Origin of the sequence: Bacillus sp. FJAT-22090 (assembly GCF_001278755.1) — a bacterium.
Classification (GTDB): domain Bacteria; phylum Bacillota; class Bacilli; order Bacillales_A; family Planococcaceae; genus Psychrobacillus.
On record NZ_CP012601.1, the window covers coordinates 688,058 to 713,605 of the forward strand.

27 protein-coding genes are annotated in these 25,548 nt (G+C 35.1%); 26 read left to right on the forward strand and 1 reads right to left on the reverse strand.

Annotated features, from left to right (window positions below; all coding sequences use genetic code 11):
* Positions 1-40: 40 nt before the first annotated feature.
* The 26 genes from AM499_RS03510 to AM499_RS03635 all read left to right on the forward strand — a co-directional run bounded on the left by AM499_RS03510 (position 41) and on the right by AM499_RS03635 (position 25,178).
* Positions 41-877 (forward strand): lipoate--protein ligase family protein, encoded by an 837-nt coding sequence (locus AM499_RS03510; protein ID WP_053588901.1) that lies wholly within the window; start codon positions 41-43, stop codon positions 875-877.
* A 159-nt stretch (positions 878-1,036) separates the two neighbouring features.
* Positions 1,037-3,601, forward strand: a complete 2,565-nt coding sequence (locus AM499_RS03515; protein WP_053588902.1) for a vitamin B12-dependent ribonucleotide reductase — start codon at positions 1,037-1,039, stop codon at positions 3,599-3,601.
* Between the two features lie 133 nt (positions 3,602-3,734).
* The gene (locus AM499_RS03520) at positions 3,735-4,163 is read left to right on the forward strand and encodes a hypothetical protein (RefSeq protein WP_053588903.1); all 429 of its coding nucleotides are present in this window, start codon (positions 3,735-3,737) and stop codon (positions 4,161-4,163) included.
* Positions 4,164-4,233: 70 nt separating this feature from the next.
* Entirely contained in the window at positions 4,234-5,298 is a 1,065-nt protein-coding gene (locus tag AM499_RS03525) for a M24 family metallopeptidase (protein ID WP_082355159.1), read from the forward strand.
* 17 nt (positions 5,299-5,315) lie between these two features.
* On the forward strand, positions 5,316-5,873 hold the full coding sequence (gene efp / locus AM499_RS03530) for an elongation factor P (RefSeq protein WP_053588905.1): 558 nt from the start codon (positions 5,316-5,318) through the stop codon (positions 5,871-5,873).
* A 464-nt stretch (positions 5,874-6,337) separates the two neighbouring features.
* On the forward strand, positions 6,338-6,547 hold the full coding sequence (locus tag AM499_RS03535) for a SpoIIIAC/SpoIIIAD family protein (protein ID WP_053588906.1): 210 nt from the start codon (positions 6,338-6,340) through the stop codon (positions 6,545-6,547).
* 3 nt (positions 6,548-6,550) lie between these two features.
* Positions 6,551-6,934 (forward strand): hypothetical protein, encoded by a 384-nt coding sequence (locus AM499_RS03540; RefSeq protein WP_053588907.1) that lies wholly within the window; start codon positions 6,551-6,553, stop codon positions 6,932-6,934.
* Between the two features lie 14 nt (positions 6,935-6,948).
* A complete protein-coding gene (locus tag AM499_RS03545; protein ID WP_053588908.1) occupies positions 6,949-7,860 on the forward strand; it encodes a stage III sporulation protein AE in 912 nt (303 codons plus the stop codon).
* 300 nt (positions 7,861-8,160) lie between these two features.
* Positions 8,161-8,493, forward strand: a complete 333-nt coding sequence (locus AM499_RS03550; protein WP_053588909.1) for a hypothetical protein — start codon at positions 8,161-8,163, stop codon at positions 8,491-8,493.
* A 4-nt stretch (positions 8,494-8,497) separates the two neighbouring features.
* The gene (locus AM499_RS03555) at positions 8,498-9,031 is read left to right on the forward strand and encodes a SpoIIIAH-like family protein (RefSeq protein WP_053588910.1); all 534 of its coding nucleotides are present in this window, start codon (positions 8,498-8,500) and stop codon (positions 9,029-9,031) included.
* Positions 9,032-9,184: 153 nt separating this feature from the next.
* Complete coding sequence (accB, locus tag AM499_RS03560) at positions 9,185-9,682, forward strand: acetyl-CoA carboxylase biotin carboxyl carrier protein (protein ID WP_053588911.1); 498 nt, start codon at positions 9,185-9,187, stop codon at positions 9,680-9,682.
* 79 nt (positions 9,683-9,761) lie between these two features.
* Positions 9,762-11,114, forward strand: a complete 1,353-nt coding sequence (gene accC / locus AM499_RS03565) for an acetyl-CoA carboxylase biotin carboxylase subunit (RefSeq protein WP_197275589.1) — start codon at positions 9,762-9,764, stop codon at positions 11,112-11,114.
* Between the two features lie 14 nt (positions 11,115-11,128).
* Entirely contained in the window at positions 11,129-11,521 is a 393-nt protein-coding gene (locus AM499_RS03570; RefSeq protein WP_053588913.1) for an Asp23/Gls24 family envelope stress response protein, read from the forward strand.
* A gap of 148 nt (positions 11,522-11,669) precedes the next feature.
* Complete coding sequence (nusB, locus tag AM499_RS03575) at positions 11,670-12,047, forward strand: transcription antitermination factor NusB (protein ID WP_053588914.1); 378 nt, start codon at positions 11,670-11,672, stop codon at positions 12,045-12,047.
* Between the two features lie 26 nt (positions 12,048-12,073).
* Positions 12,074-12,928 carry a bifunctional methylenetetrahydrofolate dehydrogenase/methenyltetrahydrofolate cyclohydrolase FolD gene (gene folD / locus AM499_RS03580; RefSeq protein ID WP_156316737.1) on the forward strand — a complete coding sequence of 285 codons (855 nt, stop codon included), beginning with the start codon at positions 12,074-12,076 and terminating at the stop codon, positions 12,926-12,928.
* A gap of 162 nt (positions 12,929-13,090) precedes the next feature.
* Positions 13,091-14,449: an exodeoxyribonuclease VII large subunit gene (xseA, locus tag AM499_RS03585; RefSeq protein WP_053588916.1), complete on the forward strand. Its 1,359-nt coding sequence runs from the start codon at positions 13,091-13,093 to the stop codon at positions 14,447-14,449.
* 5 nt (positions 14,450-14,454) lie between these two features.
* The gene (gene xseB, locus AM499_RS03590) at positions 14,455-14,676 is read left to right on the forward strand and encodes an exodeoxyribonuclease VII small subunit (RefSeq protein WP_053588917.1); all 222 of its coding nucleotides are present in this window, start codon (positions 14,455-14,457) and stop codon (positions 14,674-14,676) included.
* Positions 14,669-15,553: a polyprenyl synthetase family protein gene (locus AM499_RS03595; RefSeq protein WP_053588918.1), complete on the forward strand. Its 885-nt coding sequence runs from the start codon at positions 14,669-14,671 to the stop codon at positions 15,551-15,553. Before xseB ends, AM499_RS03595 begins: the two co-directional genes overlap by 8 nt.
* Before the next feature lie 89 nt (positions 15,554-15,642).
* Positions 15,643-17,538: a 1-deoxy-D-xylulose-5-phosphate synthase gene (dxs, locus tag AM499_RS03600; protein ID WP_053592084.1), complete on the forward strand. Its 1,896-nt coding sequence runs from the start codon at positions 15,643-15,645 to the stop codon at positions 17,536-17,538.
* Positions 17,535-18,350, forward strand: coding sequence for a TlyA family RNA methyltransferase (locus AM499_RS03605; protein ID WP_053588919.1), 816 nt, complete (start codon positions 17,535-17,537; stop codon positions 18,348-18,350). Before dxs ends, AM499_RS03605 begins: the two co-directional genes overlap by 4 nt.
* A gap of 103 nt (positions 18,351-18,453) precedes the next feature.
* The gene (gene ahrC / locus AM499_RS03610) at positions 18,454-18,903 is read left to right on the forward strand and encodes a transcriptional regulator AhrC/ArgR (RefSeq protein WP_053588920.1); all 450 of its coding nucleotides are present in this window, start codon (positions 18,454-18,456) and stop codon (positions 18,901-18,903) included.
* 78 nt (positions 18,904-18,981) lie between these two features.
* Complete coding sequence (recN, locus tag AM499_RS03615) at positions 18,982-20,685, forward strand: DNA repair protein RecN (RefSeq protein WP_053588921.1); 1,704 nt, start codon at positions 18,982-18,984, stop codon at positions 20,683-20,685.
* A 94-nt stretch (positions 20,686-20,779) separates the two neighbouring features.
* Positions 20,780-21,742, forward strand: coding sequence for a SpoIVB peptidase S55 domain-containing protein (locus tag AM499_RS03620; protein WP_053588922.1), 963 nt, complete (start codon positions 20,780-20,782; stop codon positions 21,740-21,742).
* A 224-nt stretch (positions 21,743-21,966) separates the two neighbouring features.
* Positions 21,967-22,758, forward strand: coding sequence for a sporulation transcription factor Spo0A (spo0A, locus tag AM499_RS03625; protein ID WP_053588923.1), 792 nt, complete (start codon positions 21,967-21,969; stop codon positions 22,756-22,758).
* 136 nt (positions 22,759-22,894) lie between these two features.
* Positions 22,895-24,466 carry a flagellar assembly protein A gene (locus tag AM499_RS03630; protein WP_053588924.1) on the forward strand — a complete coding sequence of 524 codons (1,572 nt, stop codon included), beginning with the start codon at positions 22,895-22,897 and terminating at the stop codon, positions 24,464-24,466.
* The gene (locus AM499_RS03635; RefSeq protein WP_053588925.1) at positions 24,459-25,178 is read left to right on the forward strand and encodes a glycerophosphodiester phosphodiesterase; all 720 of its coding nucleotides are present in this window, start codon (positions 24,459-24,461) and stop codon (positions 25,176-25,178) included. The genes AM499_RS03630 and AM499_RS03635 overlap by 8 nt, the downstream gene beginning before the upstream one ends.
* 29 nt (positions 25,179-25,207) lie before the next feature.
* On the opposite strand, the gene AM499_RS03640 is transcribed toward AM499_RS03635, so the two are convergent.
* Positions 25,208-25,450 (reverse strand): DUF2627 domain-containing protein, encoded by a 243-nt coding sequence (locus AM499_RS03640; protein ID WP_053588926.1) that lies wholly within the window; start codon positions 25,448-25,450, stop codon positions 25,208-25,210.
* Positions 25,451-25,548: the final 98 nt, after the last annotated feature.

Consider the following 25,548-nt stretch of genomic DNA (forward strand, 5'->3'; position numbering starts at 1 on the left):
TATTTGATAAAATGAATAAGGTTGTTAGGGGGAAGATTTGATGGAAAAGAAAAAATGGTACTTTATTAATTCTGGACCTTGTAGTCCATCTTATAACATGGCGCTTGATGAGGCTTTGCTAGATTGGCACAGTGAAGGGCTGATTCCACCAGTAATTCGTTTTTATGAATGGAATCCAGCGACTCTATCGATCGGTTATTTTCAATCTGTTGAAAAAGAAATAGATTTAGATGCAGTAAATCGTTTAGGTCTGGGGTTTGTTCGTAGACCTACTGGGGGAAGAGGAGTACTACATGAGCATGAACTAACATATAGCGTGATTGTGACTGAAAGTTATCCTGATATGCCAGCAACCGTGACAGAAGCTTATCGTGTGATAAGTGAAGGGTTATTGCTTGGATTTCAAAATCTAGGTTTAGATGCATACTTTTCTATTCCAGACACAGAAGAGAAAAAGCAAAATCTAAAGAAGCCTAAAACTGCTGTCTGCTTTGATTCGCCAAGTTGGTATGAATTAGTAGTAGAAGGAAAGAAAGTTGCAGGAAGTGCCCAAACACGTCAAAAAGGTGTTATTTTACAGCATGGTGCAATCTTATTAGATCTGGATGAAGATAAACTTATCCAGACGTTTAAATTTTCTTCTGAAGCGCTACGTGAGAGAGTAAAAGCAAGTTTATCTAAAAAAGCTGTGGCCATCAACAAAATTAGTCAAAATCCTGTAACAATCGACGAGTGCAAAAAAGCATTCAAAAAAGGATTTGAAGATTCGTTGCAGATTGAATTAGTAGAATTTGCCCTATCAGAAGAACAAGAATTATACGTAAATGCGCTTGAAAAAAAGCGTTATGATAATAATCAATGGAATTTTAAAAAATAAAATTTATTTTTTTAGGAAATAAGTCCATTGACCATTGCTACATATGACTTTTGACGAAATTCATATATTTGCAAAAAAACACAACATATAGTATGGTTTAAAAATAACCATACACCATATATGGTGTGTTTTATTTTTAAATAAAAGGGAGGCAATATGATGGTATTAGCATCTCAGAACAATAATGCAACCATTAACATTGATCAGTTAAACAAAGACATTCAACTATTTCCACAAGTACACCCAATTACAGAAGACATGAAATTGACGCACAAAGGTGTTTCCCGACTAGTAATGATTGACCGTTATTCATTTAAAGATACGGAAAAGAAAACGCTAAAAGCAGGAGATTTTGTCGTTCTTACTGTAAAAGCTGACCCGAAATTTCCTGCACGCGGTTTAGGTCATATCGTTTCAATCGACCAATCGACAAAAACTGCAGAAGTGCTTATTGAAGAAGACTATAGAAGTGCAATTGATGATCAAGATGAACTTGAATCAGGAATTGTAAAACGTTCTCTTAATGTTATTGAGAAACCGTTGGAAGTGTATTATGAGCAAATTGCCAAACGCAATGCTACTGGACTTGCTTCAGTTGAAAAAACAGAGGAAAAACGCAAGGAATGGTTTGAGAAGTTCTACCAACAATTAGTTTCTTTAAAATTTATTCCAGCTGGACGAGTTCTTTATGGAGCGGGTACAGGTACAGACGTAACTTACTTTAACTGCTACGTAATGCCATTTGTTCCCGATTCACGCGAGGGAATTAGTGACCATCGTAAGCAAGTGATGGAAATTATGAGTCGTGGTGGTGGTGTTGGAACGAACGGTTCGACGCTTCGCCCGCGTAATACATTAGCTAGAGGTGTAAATGGTAAATCTTCTGGTTCGGTATCATGGCTAGATGATATTGCTAAACTAACTCACTTAGTTGAGCAAGGTGGTTCCCGAAGAGGAGCACAAATGATAATGCTTGCTGACTGGCACCCGGATATTGCGGAATTTATCATTTCTAAAATGCAAAACCCTCGAATTCTTCGTTTTTTAATTGAAAATACGAATGATGAGACGATTAAACAATTAGCTAAGGACAAGCTTAAATTTACCCCTTTATCCAATCAAGAAGAAGCAATGTACCAGGGAATAGTAAATTATAAAGCGATTCCTGGATTAGGTGGCTTCAGCGATGATATCATTCGTGAAGCAGAAACAAAACTTCGTGATGGTGGTAATTTTACTGTTCACAATCCTGAATTTTTAACAGGTGCAAATATTTCTGTGACGTTGACAGATGACTTTATGAAAGCAGTCGAAGAGGATGCAGACTTCGAACTACGTTTCCCGGCAATTGAAACCTATTCTCCAGAAGAGATGGTATTTTATAACAAACATTGGCATGAAGTTGGAGATGTTCGTGAATGGGAGAAAATGGGTTATGCTGTTCGAACATATCGCACTGTAAAAGCAAAAGAGTTATGGAATTTAATTAATATTTGTGCTACTTATTCTGCTGAGCCAGGTATTTTCTTTATTGATAATGCGAATGAAAAAACGAATGCAAAAGCATATGGACAAAAAGTAGTTGCTACGAATCCATGTGGGGAACAGCCGCTTGCTCCATATTCAGTTTGTAACCTTGCAGCTGTTAATTTAGCTCAATTTGCTAACAAGGAAACTAAAACGGTTAACTTTGAAGCTCTAAAAGAAACAGTGAGTGTTGGGGTTCGTATGCAGGATAATGTAATAGATGCAACTCCATATTTCTTAGAAGAAAATAAAGTACAAGCTTTAGGTGAAAGACGCGTAGGTCTTGGAGTTATGGGATTAGCAGATCTTTTAATCTACTGCGAAAAAGAGTACGGATCTGAGGAAGGCAATATTCTCGTTGACGAGGTATTTAAAACGATTGCAATTGCTGCTTATGAAACTTCAGCGAACTTAGCAATTGAACGAGGAAGTTTCCCATTTTTAACTGCAGAAACAGAAGAAGAAACAAATCGTCTACGTAAAGCATTTACAGAGACTGGTTTTATGCAATCTATGCCAGAGGAAATCAGAAATTCTATCGTTGAAAATGGAATTAGAAACTCACATCTACTAACAGTTGCTCCAACAGGATCTACTGGAACTATGGTAGGAGTCTCTACTGGTTTAGAACCTTATTATTCTTTCACTTATTATAGAAGTGGACGTTTAGGAAAGTTCATTGAAGTAAAAGCGGATATCGTTCAAGAGTACTTGCAAGCAAACAATGATGCAGATGAAAACAACTTACCTGAATGGTTTGTTACTGCAATGGAGTTAGCGCCAGAAGCTCATGCGGATGTTCAATGTATTATTCAACGCTGGATTGATAGTTCAATCTCTAAAACAGTTAATGCACCAAGAGGCTATACGGTTGAACAAGTAGAAGGTGTATATGAACGTCTATACCGTGGCGGAGCTAAAGGTGGAACTGTTTATGTTGATGGAAGTCGAGATTCTCAAGTTCTAACATTGAAAGCAGAAGAAAATACGCTTGACGATCAAAGACAAGAAGAAAAAGTATTTGAAAAACGACCAATCGTTTTAATTGATACGATTCAGGATTTGCGTTCAACAAATGTTACAATCGGTTCTGAAGTTGGTAATACTTGTCCAGTTTGCCGAAAAGGAACAGTGGAAGAAATGGGCGGATGTAACACATGTACAAATTGTAATGCGCAATTAAAGTGCGGATTATAAAATAAATGCGCAAAAAAACACATGCTCGAGAGTAACTCCTCGGTATGTGTTTTTTTGTTTTTTAGAAGTTTTATTCCTTTTTGTTTAATATTCATCTTTCAGCATCAAACTGAAGCAAAAAGGAGAGATGATTATGAAAGAAAAGGGATTATCAGTTAGTACTAGTTTTGTAGCTGCATTAATTTGCACTTTATTGCTTAAAGTGATCGATTTGTTTCATTGGATCAAGTGGAGTCCAATTGGTTATGCAGAAAAATTACAAATGTTCGAATCAGTCCGTGCTCTAGGGAAATGGGTCATTCTTTTTATTGTAGTATGGTTTATTTGTTTTGTATTTTATTATATAAGTCTGATTTTTATTAAAATTCCTACCTCTATTACTAGCTTGGCACTTGGAATCATTCTTGCAATTATTATGGAATGGATATTTTTAGATAAGGATACGCTTGCGAAAACAATTAAACATTTGTCGATTCCATTTATTTGTATCGTTGTAATGTTAGTAAGGTTTATGATGGAATCTGCTATTTTTCATGCACAGGATAATCCTCTTAGTAAATGAAAAATTTACCCGCGTCTCTTCCTATGATAAAATAAAGTGAAGATATAAATAGAAAATGAGATGGGGTATAATGATGAAACTTGAGAAGTTACGTGCTGCTTTAGAAGAACAAGGTGTGGATGCTTTACTGATTACAAACGGTTATAGTAGACGTTATATGACTGGTTTTACTGGTACAGCTGGTGTAGCAATTGTGTCCAAAAACGATGCAGTATTCATTACAGATTTTCGTTACACAGAGCAAGCAGCTAGTCAGATAAAGGACTACCGTATTGTACAGCATACAAAAACTTTAATAGAAGAAATTGCTAACCAAGTGACAGAAATGGGCATTAATTCTATTGGATTTGAAAAAGACGATTTAACGTATAGTGGCTATGAATTGTATAAACAAGCTATCCAAGCAGATTTAGTGCCACTGTCAGGACTAGTGGAAAAAATTCGCTTGATTAAGACCGAGGAAGAGATTAGTATTATAAAGTCGGCTTGTCGTATTGCGGATGAGGCTTTTAACCATATTGTTACATACATAAAACCGGGGATGACAGAGCTTGAAGTGTCAAATGAGCTTGAATTCTTCATGAGAAAACTTGGTGCCTCGTCTTCATCTTTTGATACGATCGTTGCTTCTGGTGTAAGATCTGCACTACCTCATGGCGTTGCAACTAGCAAAGTCATTGAAGTAGGGGACTTTGTAACACTTGACTTCGGTGCACTTTATAATGGGTATATTTCAGATACAACTCGAACAATTGCTGTTGGGGAACCGAGTGACCAATTAAAAGAGATTTATCAAGTAGTTTTAGATGCACAATTACTTTCATTGGAAAAAATAAAACCAGGAATGACAGGTAAAGAAGCAGACGCAATTGCACGAGACTATATTGCTTCAAAAGGATATGGGGAAGCATTTGGTCACTCTTTAGGTCACGGAATTGGACTTGAAGTACATGAAGGTCCAGGGCTTTCTTTCCGATCTGATATTACACTAGAACCAGGGATGATTATTACAATTGAGCCGGGAATTTACTTACCGAATATCGGTGGAGTTCGTATAGAGGACGATGCAATTGTAACTGAAAATGGTCTAGAAAAACTTACGCATTCGACAAAAGAATTACTCATTTTATCTTAATATTTGGAGGAAAAATAATGATTTCTGTAAATGATTTTAAAACAGGTTTAACAATAGTAGTAGATGGAGTACTTTATCGTGTACTGGATTTCCAACACGTTAAACCAGGTAAAGGAGCAGCGTTTGTTCGCTCTAAACTTAGAAACCTTAGAAATGGTTCAGTAAATGAGAAAACTTTCCGTGCTGGTGAAAAAGTAGAGAAAGCTCAAATTGATAACAGAAAAATGCAATATCTATATGCAAGTGGAGATCAACACATTTTCATGGATACAGATTCTTATGAGCAACTTGAATTAAACGAAACACAAATCGAATACGAATTAAAATACTTACGTGAAAACATGGAAATTCATGTTATTCAGTACCAAGGAGAAACACTTGGAGTGGAATTACCAAAATCAGTTGAACTGGAAGTGACTGAAACTGAACCTGGTATTAAAGGGGATACTTCTGGCGGTGGTTCTAAAACTGCAACTCTTGAAACTGGTTTAGTCGTAACTGTTCCACTTTTCATCAATGTTGGAGATCGACTAATTATCAACACAGATGAAGGATCATACGTATCAAGAGCTTAATTTAAAAATAGTTATATAGTTTAATTTCATTAAAGAGTCATGCAAAAATGTGACTCCTTATTAAGAAATAGAGGCAGTTGGAATGATTTCATTCTAACTGCCTTTTTTGCTGTATCATATAATTATATCTTAATGAATAAATTTCATAATTGCTTCTTGTAACTAAAAACACGAATATTCACTTATATAGAGTTCTATTACGTTGATTGGAGCGGAAGGCGGCGACTCCTGCGGGATTAGCTTGAGCTGAAGACCCCGCAGGAGCGATAGCTCCGAGGAGGCTGAAGCCAAGCCCGCGGAAAGCGTCCGCCTGGAACGAAAATCAATAGTTTCAATTTTTAATGCAAAAGAAACAATAAACTTCAGGTTTATCTAAAGATAAAAGAGTCACGCAAAATGCGTGACTCTTTTTCATATTTGAAGAACTTGTATCATATGCTGAAGATATGGAAGGGGGAGGCATTGTGGAACTTCACGATGTACTTCGAGTTGCTGGTATAGGGTTATTAATTGCTATACTTCATTTGTTTTTTGAATCAACCGGAAAAAAAGAGTTTGCCTTTTTTTTATTTTTTGTAGGATATATTTATATGACCATTGAGCTGCTTCGTTTACTGAGGGTGTTTTTTTATGAAATATCCACATTCCTTGAATGGCTTATTATGTCGAGTTAGCAAATGATAGTATACATAACGATTATAATCGCATTCATTTTGCTGCAATTTATTGATGAAACTTATCCACGACTTCACTCTATTATTTATACAATTTTTATATTTTTATTCTTAACATACTTATTAATGACTTATATTATCCCTAATACAAATCAATTTATCTCCGTTATACCAACTAATCTCTTACCAGTATTTAAGCTACTTATGTTCTCTGTCATTCTTTTAATAGTTTCTCAAATAATTGAGGAACTTTTGACGGATTATGAGTATACAAGCCTTGCAACTATACTAACTTTTACAACAAAAGCAATATTGCTACTTGCCTGGCTCGATCATATGAAACAATTTTACTCTAAATTCTTTTCCATAATGGGACTACTTTCTTGAAGGAATGAATCAAAATGGATGAAATGCTCACGAATTTGCTACTCCCAGTAAAAGAAGTCATTCAAACATTTACGTATATCCTGCTATTTGGTTTTATTTTTCTTTGCTTAGAATGGTTCATTCCTAAGAGCAAAAGATTGTTAAAGTTATTATTTATTTATCTTATTTGCTTCTTATGTTTAGAACCTGCTTATCGAACGCTAGAAATGATTCAAACCCTTACTAGCCAGTTAGTTACAGTCTTTTTAGGAATGTATCCAGTACTGACCGCAGGTATTGCTGTTTCTGGTGGAGCGTTGCTAGTAACTTTATGGAATCCAGCGGTAGTATTCTTTTCAACGTTTACAGCATTTATGGCAGAGAAAGTATTGATACCATCAATTATGGCTGCATTTCTTCTAGATTTGATCAGTCGAATACATCCAGCGACCTCTTTTTCGAAACTGTCAGATCTTATTAGGATGACATTAATTGGTATTACGTCAGTAATCCTTGTATTATACAGCTTCTTCATAACAGTCAATGGTGTGATTACATGGACGGTAGGAGGAGCGGTTAATGAATCTGTTAAACGATTAATACAAAACTCTATCCCATTTGTAGGGTCATTATTAACCGAAAGTATTAGCACGATGAAAACATATTCTTCATCAGCCTCGGTTATAACTGGAAATTCATTACTAATCTCCGTATTAGTGTTAGTTTCGATTCCAACGATTCAAACAATATTAATTGCTTTTTTATATAGACTATTAGCTGCAATTTTGGAACCGTTTTTAGATTCAGGGATAAGTGGGCTTCTAGATGATATTGGAAGAACACTTTTTGTACTATCTATTATTTCGGTATTGATTGCTTTTGCGTTCTTTTTCACGATTATATTAACGATGCTCTTTGCAAAACTATTAGTTAGTGGGAAAGGATAACTCTCATCATTCAAACAATTTTATTTGGCATATTAATCATTGTCGTAATTGGGGAGCTTATTTCAATTCTATTAGAACATGTAGATAAAGAGAAATCGAGCTTTATAGTAAAAATTGCGATAATATTTTGGATTCTGTCTAATCTCTTCATATAAATAGTTTTTGATGCATAAAGTATTATATCCATAATGAAAAGAAGGGTGAAGCACTATCACACTTAAACAAAAACCCACTTTTCGTTTTGTTGTTATAGGAGGAGCAGTACTTTTCATAAGTCTACTTTTTTCAGGTCTTCTCAATATGGATAATGTTGGTAAAACAGAAACGAATGTAGAAGAACTTCAAACACCAGATGAGTTAGCTTCTGTTCTTGAAAGAATTAGAGGCGTTGGTCGAGTAGCTGTTTATTATCATTATTCAAATGGATCTGAGGAAGCTACGGAGAGTGATGTATCATTTTTCCAATGGACAAGTGACAGCAAAAGGGACAAGGAGGAGCTAATTGGAGTATTAGTTGTGGCGGAAGGAGCGAGCGATAAACGCATTCAAAACAAGCTTGTAATAACACTTTCATCTGTTTTACAAATATCCCCACATAGAATTGTGATTGAAGAAATGGAATTGGAGGAATAATAACATGAATGTAAAAAAGAGATCTATTTGGTTTTTAACTTTAATTAGTTTAGTAGCTGTTATTACTGTTTTTTATGTAACAGATCGACCATCGCCTTTCGATGGAATAGCATTATTCTCAAATGATACAATTGAAGATGTAGACCTAGTTGAAACCTCTTCCACAAACGAACAGTCATTTACTTCAAGTAGCAATGCCTTTGAAGAAATGAGAATGGAAGTTCAAGGGAAAAGAAGTCAACTTCGTGAGCAATTAACGACTAAAGTAGGTAGTAACGATTTCACTGCAGAAGAAAAAGATGAAGCATATAACCAAATTGAAGAATTAGTGAAAATAGATTCAACAGAGGCAATGCTGGAGCTAATTATCAAATCATTAGGTTATGATGATGCGCTAGTAAGAATTGAAAATGAATCTGTATTAATAGATGTTGTGTCAAATGAGCAGTCCTCTCAAAAAGCGGATGAGATCATTTATGCTGTAAAAAGAGAGTGGCCACAAGCTTATAAGGTAGAAGTTAAGTTTGACGGTCAATAACATATATTATAGGTTCTGTCAAAAAAAGTGCCATACTGGCGCTTTTTTTTATTATTTCCGAAGTTTTATCCTCTAGCTATTTAAAATTATCATAAAAACGTCTAAAATGAGAAGAGTAAGTATAATTATGTATACAAAAGGGAGACAGGTAAAATGAAAATCCAAGAAATTAGAGAAATTATTAAATTAATTGATCAGTCCACACTAGATGAATTTTTATATGAATCAGAAGGAACTAAAATCAAATTAAAAAAGAATGATAAAGGTTCTGTAACTTCTACTGGATTCGCATTAGAAAGTTCTGTTGTTTCAGAACAACCTATAGTAGTGGAAGAAAAACAAGTACAGGTAAGTGAAACTCCTAAAGAAAAAGTGGAGGAAAAAGTGGAAGAAGTTGTAGAAGAAACTTCATTACATAAAATCACATCACCTATGGTAGGTACTTTCTATCAATCATCATCTCCTGATGCTGATGCATACGTTCAAGTTGGGACGAAGATTTCGACTGATTCTGTTGTGTGCATTGTAGAAGCAATGAAGTTATTCAATGAAATTGAAGCAGAAGTAAATGGAGAAGTGGTTGAGATCCTTGTAAAAGATGGACAATTAGTAGAATATGGTCAGCCTTTGTTCCTTGTAAAAGAAGTTTAAAAAGCAGACGCTATCTTCAACAAGGTAGATTCGGTTTAATGAAAAAATTTGCTTTTTAATTACGGAGGAAGGGGCAAGATTGATGAAAAAAGTATTAATAGCCAATCGTGGAGAAATTGCGGTTCGTATCATTCGAGCTTGCAAAGAAATGGATATAGAGACAGTTGCAGTATATTCAGAAGCAGATCGCGACGCGTTACATGTTCAGATAGCGGATGAAGCTTATTGTATCGGTCCGAGATTATCGAAGGATTCTTATTTAAATTTTTCTAATATTATTAGTGTTGCTAAACTAACTGGTTGTGATGGAATTCATCCTGGGTACGGATTTTTGGCAGAAAATGCAAGCTTTGCAGAGTTATGTGAAGAATGTGCTATCACATTTATCGGACCATCCTCATCTGCCATCTCAAGTATGGGTACTAAGGACGTTGCAAGAGAAACAATGAGAAAAGCTGGAGTACCAGTAGTACCAGGTTCTGTTGGAATTGTCGCAGATGAAGAAGAGGGTTTGAAAATTGCTAATGAGATTGGTTTTCCAGTAATCATTAAAGCAACTGCTGGAGGCGGCGGTAAAGGAATTCGTGTTGCTAGGGATGAAGAAGAACTAGTAAAAGGAATTAAAATTACTCAAAAAGAAGCCGCTGCTGCATTTGGTAATCCAGGAGTTTACTTAGAGAAATTTATAGAAGAATTTAGACATGTTGAAATCCAAGTATTGGCAGATGGACAAGGAAATGCTATACACTTAGGTGAGCGTGATTGTTCTATTCAACGTAGAATGCAGAAGCTCGTGGAAGAAGCACCGTCTCCAGCATTATCTGAAGAAATTCGTTCTGCAATGGGAGAGGCAGCTGTAAAAGCTGCGCTTGCTGTAGACTATAAGAGTGCTGGAACAGTAGAATTTATATTTGATCATATCAATCAAAAATTTTACTTTATGGAAATGAATACGCGTATTCAAGTAGAGCATCCAGTTACTGAAATGGTTACTGGTATTGATTTGATTCAACAACAGTTAAAAATTGCTTCTGGAGAAAAATTAGCTTTTGAACAAAAAGATATTCAAATTAAGGGATGGGCAATCGAATGTCGTATCAATGCAGAAAATCCAGCTAAAAATTTCATGCCATCTCCAGGGAAAATTGACATGTATCTTGCTCCAGGTGGGTATGGTGTTCGTGTTGATTCTGCAATGTATCCAGGTTATAGTATTCCACCATTTTATGATTCGATGGTAGCTAAACTAATTACGTTTGGAGATACTCGTGAAGAAGCAATTGCAAAAATGAAACGCGCATTAGGTGAATTTGTCATAGATGGTGTGGAAACGACTATTTTATTCCACGAAAAATTGATGAATCACGAAGTGTTTGTTTCTGGAGATTTTGACACAAAATTTTTAGAGAAGTACGATGTAATCAATTCATAAAAGGAGTGAAAAAAATGTCAGAAACAAACGAACAAAAATTTGTTCAAATGACTCCTGAAGGAAAAGATGACTTAGGGACAATTGAAATTGCACCTGAAGTTATTACTGTAATCGCAGGCATTGCAACAAATGAAGTAGATGGTATCGCTGGAACACGCGGAAACCTTGCTTCGGGAGTTGTAGAGCGTCTGGGTAAAAAAGTGCATGGCAAAGGTATTAAGACAGAAATAACAGCTGATGGTTTGTTTATCGATGTATATTGCCTTGTAAAATACGGTGCTTCCGTTCCCACGGTTGCTAGAGAAGTGCAATCTCAAATCCGACAAGCAATTGAAAATATGACTAGTTTAGTGCCAAAAGAAGTGAATGTTCATATTACAGGTGTACAATTCGATTCAGCCGAATAAATAGAAAGAGTCATCCATGGATGGCTCTTTTTATATTTAGTATCTATTCTCCATGCATTTTCTTTATATTTTCTGCTTTCTAGTACGCAATCTAAAGAGAAATATGCTATGATTGTTTAGATAGTTACATTTAAAGGAGAACTAAATAATGAAACGAAGAAAAGCAAGAGAGCTAGCATTACAAGCGCTATTTCAGTTAGATAATCATGAAATTTCTATAGAGGAAGCAATTGGTCATGTTACAGATGAACAAGATACTTTTCTAACAATGTTAGTTAGTGGTGTGATTGAGCATAAAGAGCAGATTGATGCTTCATTAACAGAAAAGCTAGAAAATTGGTCGCTTTCTCGACTACCAAAAATTGAACGCACAGTTCTACGTATTGCTGTTTTTGAACTAATGTTTACAGAAGAAACCCCTGCAAAAGTAGCTATTAACGAGGCTTTAGAAATTTGTAAGGTTTTCGGAGATGAGAAATCTAGCCGATTTGTAAATGGTGTGTTATCTAAATATACAGATCAATAATGGTCCGGAGTGAAGGAGAGTTAATGGTGTTAGACAATTTAATTGATGGTAAACAAATTGCTGGACAAGTTACAGAAAAAGTCCAAAAAAGAGTAGAAGCTTTAAAAGCAAAAGGTATTACACCTGGATTGGCTGTTGTGTTAGTTGGAAATAATCCCGCTTCTCAAACATATGTAAATAACAAAACTAAAACTTGTGAGAGATTAGGGATGTATTCTATCCTTATCCAATTGGACGAGGATGTTTCAGAAGCTGAATTATTGAAACAAGTGGAGCTATTAAACAACGATGAAAAAATCCATGGAATCCTAGTTCAACTACCTTTACCAAAACAAATTGATGAAGATCGAGTGATCGCAAAAATCTCACCACTTAAAGATGTTGATGGTTTTCACCCCGAAAGTGTTGGTAAAATGATGATCGGACAACAAACCTTCCTTCCATGTACCCCATTTGGTATTTTAAAATTATTAGAATACAGTAATATTGATGTTGCAGGAAAACATGCTGTAATTATTGGTAGAAGTAATATTGTAGGTAAGCCAATGGGACAACTTTTACTCCAAAAAGATGCAACTGTTACATATTGTCATTCCAGAACAAAAGACCTACATGCATTTACAAAACAAGCGGATATTTTAGTAGTGGCAACTGGTCGTGCTAAAATGATCGATGCTAGCTATGTAAAAGAAGGTGCAGTTGTAATTGATGTAGGTATTAACCGAGATGAAAATAACAAATTATGTGGGGATGTAAATTTTGCTTCTGTAAAAGAAGTCGCATCTAAAATTACCCCAGTACCGGGTGGAGTAGGTCCAATGACGATTGCTATGCTAATGGAAAACACATGCCTAGCAGCCGAAAATACATCTAAAAATTAATAAGCTATAAGCTGTTTTTCTAGAAAAGCGAAAGTGACTTATGTCTTCTTCTTGAGAGGACATAGGCGCCGAAGCCTAGACAGGTAAAAAGTAAAGTATAACTACTTTGTAATCTGTTTAGAAAGGCAGCTTTTACCTTGTGATCATAATGGAGTTGTTCTTGTGACTGCACAAACACATACATACTTAACGGTAAAAGCTTTAACTAAATACATAAAACGTAAATTTGACGCAGATACTCACTTACGAGACGTATACGTAAAAGGGGAACTATCAAATGTGAAGGTTCACAGTAGTGGACATATTTACTTCACTTTAAAAGACGATACTGCACGTTTAACATCCGTTATGTTTGCCATGCACGCAAGATCGTTAAAGTTTAAACCAGAAAGCGGGATGAATGTACTCGTTCGTGGTGATATTAACGTTTTTGAAGCTGCTGGGCAATACCAATTATACGCTTCCACTATTCAACCGGATGGTATTGGGGAGCTTTTTTTAGCATTTGAACAATTAAAAAAGAAACTGGAGCAGGAAGGATTATTCCATCCTAGTCGTAAAAAACAGATTCCTATATTTCCTAAAATGATAGGTGTAGTTACTTCTAAAACCGGTGCAGCTATTCGTGATGTTTTGACAACGTTAGAACGTAGATATCCAATAAGTGAGGTAGTCGTTTTTCCAACTATTGTCCAAGGACCTCAAGCTGCCCCATCCATTGTAAAGTCAATTGAGCAAGCAAATAATATGCAAAACATTGATGTCTTAATTGTTGGTCGAGGTGGAGGATCTATCGAAGATTTATGGGCATTTAACGAGGAAGCGGTAGCAAGGGCTATTTCCAATAGTACTATTCCTATTATAAGTGCTGTTGGGCATGAGACGGATACAACAATTGCCGATTTTGTTGCCGATTTACGAGCACCAACACCAACTGCAGCTGCTGAAATGGCTGTTCCTAGTAAAGAAAATTTATTAAAAAATATTTTTTCCTTCCAATCCGCTTGCTTGAATTTTGTTTCTAAGAAGCTACAGGATGAAAAAAATAGATATAACCGAGCTATACAATCTCCTGTACTTGCAACTCCTGAGAAACTATATCGTCCTTTTATAGAAAGATATGTACGTGTGGAGCAGCAATTACAAAGAGAAACTAATCGCTTGTATCGTGAAAAAGAACGAAACTTTATGCAAGTAGAAAAAAGAATGCTCCAACTTTCACCAAAAAAATTGATTGATTTGCAGTATAAGTCAGTCCAAGTCTTAACTAATCAACTAAATCAAGCAACTGTTTCTACCTACGAAAAACATCGACAGCATTTTCATGGGTCGATTCGTACGTTAGAAGCTTTGAACCCATTGAAAATAATAGATCGTGGTTATAGTATTACGTATAAAAATGGAAAAGTGGTTAAATCGGTGGAAGAAGTAGCTAAAGGAGATTCCATATTTGTTACACTCCCGGATGGCCAAGTTGAAGCGATTGTAAAAGATGCTGAGAAGAGAGGGAAAGGGGACTAATTTTCATGGCTAAAAAAGAAATCCCGTTTGATGAGGCGATGTTGCAATTAGAAAATATCGTTCGTCAATTGGAGCAAGGCGACGTACCACTTGAAAATGCAATCGAACTCTATCAAAAAGGGATGGAGTTATCAAAATTATGTAGTGAAAAATTACAAAGTGCTGAAAAACAGCTAGTCTCTTATATAGGGGATAATACGGAAAAAGAAGGTAATAGTAATGAATAATTTATTGCATTCTTTTATCGATTCAAATTTACCAACTATTGAGCAAAAGATGTCTATATTAATAAATGACCTTAAAGCACCCCAGGAACTGAAAGATGCAATGGATTACTCTTTACAAGCAGGGGGTAAAAGAATAAGACCGTTATTCACATTAGCAGTTTTAAAAGAACTGCAAACAAATAATGAGGATGCTCTTGTTGTTGCCAGTGCGATTGAAATGATTCATACTTATTCACTGATACACGATGATCTACCGGCAATGGACAACGATGATCTTCGCCGTGGTAAACCGACGAATCATGTAGTCTTTGGAGAAGCACTTGCAATATTAGCAGGTGACGCACTTGTGACATTTTCTTTCGGGATAATTGCACGACTTCCGAATCTTACTGCAGAACAAAAAGTAAAATTGATTGACAAGTTAAGTTTTTCAGCTGGTGCAGAAGGAATGGTCGGTGGGCAGGTTCTAGATATGCTAGGAGAAGGAAGATCTTTAACACTAGCGGAATTAGAAAAAGTTCATGTAAATAAAACTGGTGCACTCCTTACAATAAGTATTTTAGCAGGAGGCATCATAGCTAATGCAAGCGATGAAATAATGGAAGCATTAATGAACTATGCATACCATATAGGATTAGCATTTCAAATACAAGACGATATTCTGGATATAGAAGGAACTTCTGAACAATTAGGCAAAACTGCTGGAAAAGATATTTTGAGTGAGAAAAATACATACCCATCTATCTTAACACTAGAAGGGGCAAAAGAAGAGTTGCAAAACCAATATAATATGGCTATTCAAGCTCTTCAGGAAGTTAATTTACATCAAGGTCTATTAGTGGAACTTGCAAATTATATAACGAAAAGGGCCAATTGATAGCGAATAATTTTGTTTTATAACAGTTTATTGGTATGATATTACCTAACGTATTACGAAGGAAATCTAAAAGAAGGTGTGTGATGGCAATGGATTTAACTTCAATTTCTAGCCCATCCTTTTTGAAAAGTTTAAATAACGAACAATTAAAGGAATTAAGTGAAGACATCCGATCGTTTTTAATAGAAAAGTTATCTGTAACAGGTGGGCATATCGGCCCAAATCTTGGAGTAGTAGAGCTCACTATTGCACTTCATCGTGCATTTAACAGTCCGGTAGATAAACTATTGTGGGATGTAGGACATCAAGCATATGTGCACAAAATTTTAACTGGCAGAGCAGATCAGTTTGATACACTACGCCAATTTAAAGGATTGTGTGGATTTCCAAAGCGTATAGAAAGCGAACATGACGTGTGGGAAGCAGGTCATAGTTCTACGTCTCTTTCTGCTGCGATGGGAATGGCAAAGTCTCGTGATTTACAAAAAAAATCTAATTTCGTTATTCCGATTATTGGGGACGGAGCACTTACTGGCGGCATGGCTCTTGAGGCGCTAAACCACATTGGGCATGAAAAAACAGATATGATTGTTATTTTAAATGATAATGAAATGTCTATAGCTCCAAACGTTGGGGCGCTTCATAATATACTTGGAAAATTACGCACCCATGGTACGTATAACAGAGCTAAAGATGATTTAGAATATTTATTAAAAAAAATACCTGCAGTAGGTGGAAAGTTAGCAGGAACAGCAGAACGTGTAAAAGATAGTTTAAAATATTTACTTGTATCTGGTGTCTTTTTTGAAGAACTAGGATTTACGTATCTAGGTCCAATAGACGGGCATAACTTTGAAGCATTAGAAGAAAATCTTAAAAATGCCAAAAAGATGAAAGGCCCTGTCCTTCTTCATGTGATAACGAAAAAAGGTAAAGGCTACAAACCTGCTGAAAATGATAAAATAGGAACTTGGCATGGAACTGGTCCATATAAAATGGAAACAGGTGACCTTATCAAATCCTCATCAAAAGCACCATCTTGGAGTGGTTTAATCGCTGAGACCGCACGTAAATTGGCAAGGGATGATAAGCGTATCGTTGCTATTACACCTGCGATGCCAGTTGGATCTAAACTCGAGGGATTTGCTTCGGAATTTCCTGATCGTATGATTGATGTAGGTATTGCAGAACAACATGCAACTACAATGGCTGCGGGTCTTGCAGTAGACGGTATGAAACCGTTCTTAGTCATTTATTCCACATTTCTACAACGTGCTTATGATCAAGTACTGCACGATATTTGTCGCCAAAACTTAAATGTGGTCATTGGTATTGATCGGGCAGGATTAGTCGGTGCAGATGGAGAGACCCATCAAGGTGTATTTGATATTCCATTTTTACGTCATATGCCTAATATGGTATTAATGATGCCAAAAGACGAAAATGAAGGGCAGCATATGGTTAAAACTGCATTTGAATATGCAGATGGACCAATAGCGCTTCGATATCCTCGAGGAAATGGACTAGGAGTACCAATGGATGAGGATTTAAAGTCAATTCCTATAGGTACTTGGGAAGTATTGAAAGAAGGCACTCAAGCTTCGATTTTAACTTTTGGTACAACAATTCCAATGGCGCTTCAAGCTGCAGAACGACTTGAACAATCAAATATTTCAGTAAAAGTGATCAATGCTCGTTTCATTAAGCCTTTAGATGAAGAGATGCTTCGTTCTTTACAACAACGTAATATACCAATTATTACTGTAGAAGAAAGCATGCTCGAAGGTGGTTTCGGAAGTGCAGTTCTTGAATTCTTCAATGACAACAATTTACAAGCAAATGTTAATCGTATTGGTATTCCAGATATGTTTATCGAACACGGTGACGTCAATCAATTATTAGAAGAAATTAATATCACGAGTGATGATATAGTTGAATTAGTAGAAAAATCAGTCGCGTCAAATAACAGGTATATATCATCATGACGAAGTCTTCAAAAGAACGAGTAGATATATTATTAGTTGAACAAGGCTTATTTGAAACTCGAGAAAAAGCAAAGCGCGCCATAATGGCAGGGCAAATTTATCTTAAAGAAGAACGTATAGATAAACCAGGCGAAAAAATAGATGTTAACTCTATTTTATCTGTGAAGGGTCAAGTATTGAAATATGTCAGTAGAGGCGGTCTGAAGCTTGAAAAGGCATTAGAACAATTTGAACTGACAATTCAAGACAAAATCATGTTAGATATTGGCTCTTCTACAGGTGGTTTTACTGATTGTGGATTACAAAATGGTGTTAAACATGCTTATGCACTTGATGTTGGTAGTAACCAGCTTGCATGGAAAATTCGTCAAGATTCACGAGTTACTGTGATGGAAAAGACAAATTTCCGGTACTCAACGCCTGCTGATTTCCATGAAGGATTACCTTCCTTTGCATCAATCGATGTTTCTTTTATATCTCTTAAACTAATCTTTCCTACTTTAAAAACTATTCTTGTTCCAAATGGTGATGTTATTGCGCTAGTCAAGCCTCAGTTTGAAGCTGGAAAAGATCGAGTTGGTAAAAAAGGGGTTGTTCGTGACAAATCTGTTCATATTGATGTGTTGAATGATATTGCAGATTTTGCAGAAAGTCAACATTACCAACTGAAAGACGCTTCCTATTCTCCTATAACCGGTGGAGAAGGAAATATTGAATTCCTATTTCATTTAGTAAATGTTAATGAAGGTGAAGTAATTCCTCATCAAATAGATTTTAAACAGCTAGTGAACGAAGCGCATTCTCTATTATAGGTGAGCGCGACTCATAATTAGAGTCGCGTTTTTTCTTGTGCCTTTTAGAATGAAATGCTAATGTATTAATTAACCGGTATAATTATACGAAGAGGTGAAAGAAATGAATAAAGGACAAAGACATATTAGAATACGCGATATTATTGCTAATAATGAAATAGAAACGCAAGATGATTTAGTAGATTCTTTAAAAAATGCTGGATACAATGTCACACAAGCAACTGTCTCTAGAGATATAAAAGAATTGCATTTAGTGAAAGTACCTCTACCTAATGGAAGTTATAAATACAGTTTACCAGCTGATCAAAGATTCAATCCAACTCAAAAATTACGCCGTGCATTAACGGATGCATTTGTCAGTATTGATGGAGCAAGTCATTTTTTAGTCATGAAAACGTTACCAGGTAATGCACATGCTATCGGATCTTTGATCGATTATTTAGATTGGTCTGAAATATTAGGAACGATTTGTGGGGATGACACGTGTTTAATCTTATGTAGACAAGAATCGGAGACAGAAGAAGTAAAAAACCGATTACTTGAAATGCTATAATATAATGTCTTTAGCGTAGCTCGTATTTTTTAATATGAGGTGTATCCTAAAGTTAATTTTATAATGAGGTGAAAGCTAGTGTTAAAAGAATTATCGATTAAAAATTTTGCAATTATAGACGAATTAACAGTTAGCTTTGAAGAAGGACTTACAGTGTTAACTGGAGAGACAGGTGCAGGAAAATCGATAATAATTGATGCTGTACATTTATTGTGTGGTGGAAGAGGTTCGCAAGAATTTATAAGACATGGAACAAAGAAAGCAGAATTAGAAGGGTTATTCATAATTACGAATCCTAAACATGTAGTTTTTAACAAAATGGCGGATGTAGGTATAGATTTAGATGAAGAAACCATCATTTTAAGAAGAGATATTAATGACTCTGGAAAAAGTGTTTGTCGAATAAACGGTAAGCTAGTAACCATTGGTATATTACGTGAGATTGGAGCCTCTCTCATTGATATACATGGTCAGCACGAGAGCCAAGAATTAATGGATGAAAAAGCACATATTTATTTATTAGATCAGTTTGCAGGGGAAAAAATAAGACTTGTAAAAGAGTCATATAAAGAACTTTTTACAAAATATAAAAAGTTGAAAAAAGATTTAGCGACTTTAACTGAGAATGAACAGCAAATCGCTCATAAAATAGACCTGTTTACATTTCAAGTAGATGAAATAAATGATGCCAATTTAATTGTTGGGGAAGAGGAACAACTTCAAGAAGAAAAAAAGAAGCTCCAAAATTTTCATAAGGTATTTGACAAAATGAGTAGCGCTTATGAAGCGATACTATCCGAATCTAAAGGGTTAGATTATATCGGAACTGCTATGGCAGACTTACAGGATATTTCCGATATTGATAAAAATATGCTCGAGTTAAGTGAAAATGTATCATCCGCATTTTACATTTTACAAGATGCTGCATACCAATTAAAAAGTGAATTAGACGAAATGGAGTACGACAGCAATCAACTTCAAATTGTAGAAGACCGACTAGCATTTATTCAATCCTTAAAAAGGAAGTATGGCCAATCGATTGAAGATATTTTAGAATATAAAAATAAAATATCAAATAGTCTCGAGCAGTTAGTCAACAGAGATGAGCAAATTCAAAAAACTGCAGAAAAGATAAAACAAATAGAAAAAGATTTAGAATTAGAAGCTAAAGATTTAACGGATAAACGAAAAATAGCTGCAAAGCAACTAAGTAAAGCTATTATGGAACAATTAAAAGAACTCTATATGGAAAAAGCGACTTTTTCTGTTATGTTTCATGAGCAAGCCAATACAACGTATAACGAAAATGGTATAGACGATTTATCATTTTATATATCAACAAATGTAGGTGAACCACTTAAAGCGTTAACTAAAATCGCATCTGGTGGAGAATTATCGAGGATGATGCTTGCATTAAAAAGCATTTTCTCCAAGCACCAAGGAATAACGTCCATTATATTTGATGAGGTAGATACTGGTGTAAGTGGACGAGTAGCCCAAGCGATTGCAGAAAAGATTGCAGGAATTGCAACAGATTCACAAGTATTATGCATTTCGCACTTACCACAAGTTGCAGCAATGGCCGATCAGCATTTAATGATAAAAAAGATTGTTTCAAGAAACAGAACATACACGAATCTGGAAGAAGTAGTTGATGATCAGCGAGCGGAGGAATTAAGTCGCATGATGTCAGGAGCTGAAATTACAAGCACTACATTGCAGCATTCAAAAGAACTGCTTAAATTGGCAAATGAAAGAAAAAAAATGTTAAGACATGCGTGAAGACCTTTCTAAAAGAGGTCTTCTTTTTTTATCAATTATTTACCTCACATAGACTTTATTCAACAGGATATAGTATTTGTATAGGAGGTGAAATATGAAGCCAAGCTATCGTATATGGTCGCTAATTACAATACTTTTCTTTACTTTATTCTTTGCAGTCAACTCCACTTTTGCACAAAATACTACTTCCTCAGTTGTCCCATTAGGACAATCCATTCAAATTGACCTACAGTACGGAGCTGTGGTACTTGGCAATGATGTCTTACTAACCGATGATTATTGGTTGCGAACAGGTGACGCAATTAAACAGGTCAATTCCGAAAATGTTCGAACGATGGAAGACGTTAAAACCCATATAAAAGATAAAGAACAAATCACTATTCATTATGAGCGAAATAAAAAAATGTATACAAAAGAAATCACTTCTGACCAAATACTGAAACTTCTTCCATTTTTGAAAGATGCTACAGAAGGAATCGGTACATTAACGTATTTTGATTTGGAAACGAATGAATTTGGTGCCTTAGGACATCAAATTGTGGATCATCCATCCGGTTTAACACCAAGTTTTTCGGAAGGCTCGATATACTTGTCTTCCATACTTCAAATAAAGAAAAGTATTCCAGGTAAGCCAGGATACAAAATTACCTCACATCAAAATAACACTTCTCCCATCGGAGGAGTAAATGAAAACAATGTGTACGGTATTTTTGGAAAACTTGAAAAAAATGCGATTGAAAATATTCCGATGCAAGAAGTAGAAGTAGCTGACAAGGAAGCAATAACGACAGGTAAAGCAATTATGCGAACTTCAATCGATGGCGAAAAAGTACAGGACTTTTCAATAGAAATTACAACTGTTGAGGATTATCTTTTTCAGTTTACAGTAATTGATAAAACGCTCATAGAAAAAACAGGAGGAATTCTCCAAGGCATGAGTGGAAGTCCTATTATACAGCAAGATAAGCTAATCGGTGTTGTCACGCATATGTATGTAGATAAACCAAAAAACGGTGCAGCTTTGTCCATAAAAGAAATGATGAAAAAAAATCCATGATAAAAATGTAAAAGGCTACACCGTAATTAGGTGTAGCCTTTTTTGCTGACAACATATACAATGAAATAAAGAAAATTCGACAAAAGGGTAGAAACCATTACCATATTGTCGTAATACAAAGAAATCGTATTAGTAAAGACTTATTTTTAATAAAAATAAAGGAAGAAGTCAAAAAAGAGCGAATACTATCTAAGTGAAAAATTACAAAAGGTGGATGAGGCAAAATGGAAAAAATAAAAATTGTAATAGTGGATGACAATAAAGATTTAATTCGGACAATGGATTCATATTTTGACAAACATTCGGAAATAGAAGTAGTTGGTACAGCTGTCAATGGGAAACTTTGTTTAGAATTACTCGAAACAGTTGAACCTGACGTACTACTATTAGATATAATAATGCCTCATTTAGATGGTATTGCTGTATTGGATAGTTTGCAAAAAAATGACAAAATCAATAATCTTCAAGTCATTATGTTAACTGCCTTTGGTCAAGAGGATGTAATGAAACAAGCAGCTGAACTTGGAGCATCTTATTTTATGCTGAAGCCTTTTGAATTTGACCGTTTAGTTACTCAGATCAAACAAGTGGCTGGTAGAAAAGAAAGCATACAAGAAGTACCAGCAAAAGCAAATCCGGAAAGAGAAGCAATGCAAAATAAACGAGTTATTGACAACATCATCACAAATGTTATAAAAGAAATTGGTGTTCCTGCACATATAAAAGGTTATTCATATTTAAGAGAGGCAATTCAAATGGTATACACGGATATTGAGTTACTTGGTTCTATTACAAAAGTTCTTTATCCAGAAATCGCGAAAAAGTTCCAAACAACGCCATCTCGTGTAGAAAGAGCGATTCGTCATGCCATCGAAGTAGCATGGAACCGCGGAAATTACGAAACTATTTCTAAAATGTTTGGTTATACGGTACATCATCTGAAAAGCAAGCCAACTAATAGCGAATTCATCGCAATGATTGCAGACAAGATTCGTATGGAGAATATGGCTAGCTGAAATTCATAAATTAACTGAAAAGTTATACATTACAAAGTATCTTCCTTTGCTATAATAAATGAAGATACTTTTTATATTGTTGCCCTTATATTTTGAAAAGTGAGTATAATAGTAAGAGAAAGGATGTGAAGCATTTATGATAATAGAAGAAACGGATGAAATTATTCTTTCAGAAGAAAATGGAAGGGTTTTCATCGAGATAAAAAATAATAGTTTTAATTTGAAAAAGTTTGATCAAATGACTCGTAAATATGCTCGATTAAGAATTTCAAATTTTATGGCCTTAAAAAAAGCAGTTGATAAAAAGTCACTCGAACAGATAGAAATTGGTAGTTGGATTGATAGTGTTGAACTGGAAATAAGTCCTGATAAAATGCAAGCATTGGTAACAATTTATGAATCCCAAAGTTATATTCAAGAGCATACACAAGAAATTCAAACGATAATTCATAAACTTCTAGCTGATCATCAAATTATTTATGGACAAGTACCAATTGATTTTCAAAAAGTTATGACAGGAAAACCCTACATAGTTGCAACAGGCTTGCACCCAAAAAAAGGTGCAGATGCGCAAATAACATACTTACAACAGGCAGAAAAGAAACCTGAAATAAAGGAAGACGGAAAAGCAGATTACTTTGATATGAACTTTTTAGTCGAAATAAAAGAAGGATCATGGCTAGGAGAAAAAATTCCACCACGTAAAGGTATAGATGGTATAAATATATTTGGACAAGAAATAGCTGCGAGTATGGGTGAAGATCTACCATTAAAATATGATCCGCAAACTGCATATGAAGTCGAAGAAATTGGGAAGACCGTTTTGCGTTCCAAAACAAATGGAGTAATTGGAGAAGTAAATGGAGCACTCACCGTTCAGAAGCATCTAGTTATTGATGGAGATGTCGGTTTAGAAACCGGAAACTTAAAATTTGATGGTTCGATTCAGGTGAAAGGAACTGTGATGCCGGGTTATTCGATTGTCGCTTCCGGAGACATTTCTATTGAAGCAAAAGATGGGGTAAATGCCGCAGAGCTTATTAAGTCTACTGAAGGTGATGTCTTTATCAAAGGTGGTATTTTTGGAAAAGATGTCACGAAAGTAGAGGCATTTAGAAATATATTCATCAAACATGCAAATGAATGTTCTTTAGAAGCAAAGGAAAACGTTCATATTGGACTTTATAGTTTAGGTTCCACTGTTTTCGGGAATGAAATTATTTTAGACGATAGAAAAGGCAAAATCATTGGTGGAAAAGCAATTGCTATTAATTCCATCACTACTGCATACTCAGGAAACAATTTGGAGAGAAAAACGGAACTTATTGTGCAAGGGATAGATCGAAAAATATTAACAGAAAATGCAAAGATAAAAGCAGAAGAGTTAATGAAGCTACAAAATGAGTCCACAAAATTAAATGCTACCGTTAGTCAGCTACACCAATTTAAAGATACAATGTCTAAAGAGCAAATTGCTGTCTATGAACAGACAAAACAAAAGTACAATGTGTTGCAAGCAAATATGAAGGATTTGGATATAGAGATTCAGCGTATATTGAAGATGCTTCGTCAAACAACTGACTATTATATTAATATTACAAAAGAAGCAAGTCCAGGTACTATTATTCAAATTAGCAATAAGTCATCGTTATTAACAAAATCAACAAAAGGTAAATTTAAGCTTGAAAATGGGGAATTAAATGTATAACATACCGGTTTATGCGCATAGAGGTGTTTCCAATAAATCAGTAGAAAATTCTTTGAATGCTTTTAAAAAAGCTGTAGATGTTCGTGTAGATGGCATTGAGTTAGATTTGCAATTATCTGCTGACGGCGTTGCATTTGTTACGCATGATATCGATTTTTTCCGTTTAGCTGGCAATAAACGAAGAATTACGGACATGCTTGCAGAAGAGGTTTTACAACTGAAACTAGGAAGTAGTTTTTTTCGAAAGTTTTTCGGAAGTAGAGTCTTAACCTTTGATCAATTCCTACAATTTATCATTCCGACAGGCATGAAGCTTAATATTGAATTGAAAGAATCCTTTCTAGGAAAAAGTGAAAAGATTCGTGAAGTTGTCGAAAAGAGCATGGCAGTAAATGATGTTCATTTTTCATCTTTTGAATTTAGTATTTTAGAAACGATACACGCTATGAATTTAGATGTGCAAACTGCTTTTATTGGGAAAAAAAATTCTGATTGGGATTATGTCCTTTCTATAAAAAAGTTTAACGCAATTCATTTGAACAAAAAGTTCTATGGAACTAAGTTGATGAACACCATTTGGAATGAAGGTTATCCTATGCGGTTTTACAATATAAAAGGAAATGAAAAATACCTACAAAATCCATATGAATGTGTTATTGGTTGGATTACTGACTATCCAGAAAAAGTATTAAACATACAAAAAAGACGATGATCTGTTTAATCATCGTCTTTTTTGTATTGCTAGTCCTTCTTCTTCTCAAAGCGAGGAGCTACTTTTCCATTTTTTCGATCTCTGTTCAACAAAAAGCCTGCGAAGAAACCAAGACCTAAAACAGTAAAAACTATTCCGCAAATAAATTGAAACCATAAAGCACCAAAAGGGAGAATATGTATTCCGAAAAAGGTATCTCTCATTAATTTAATCCCAAATGCAGCTAAAATTCCAGGAATCAATAATACGATCAAAGCAGCTAAACGAGCCAACATTATCACTCCTGTATCTTATAAGCTTCATGCGCCGTCCAAAATTTAAAGTCGCCTTAAGACAGACGCCTTCCGCATTTCTACTTATAATTTAATAT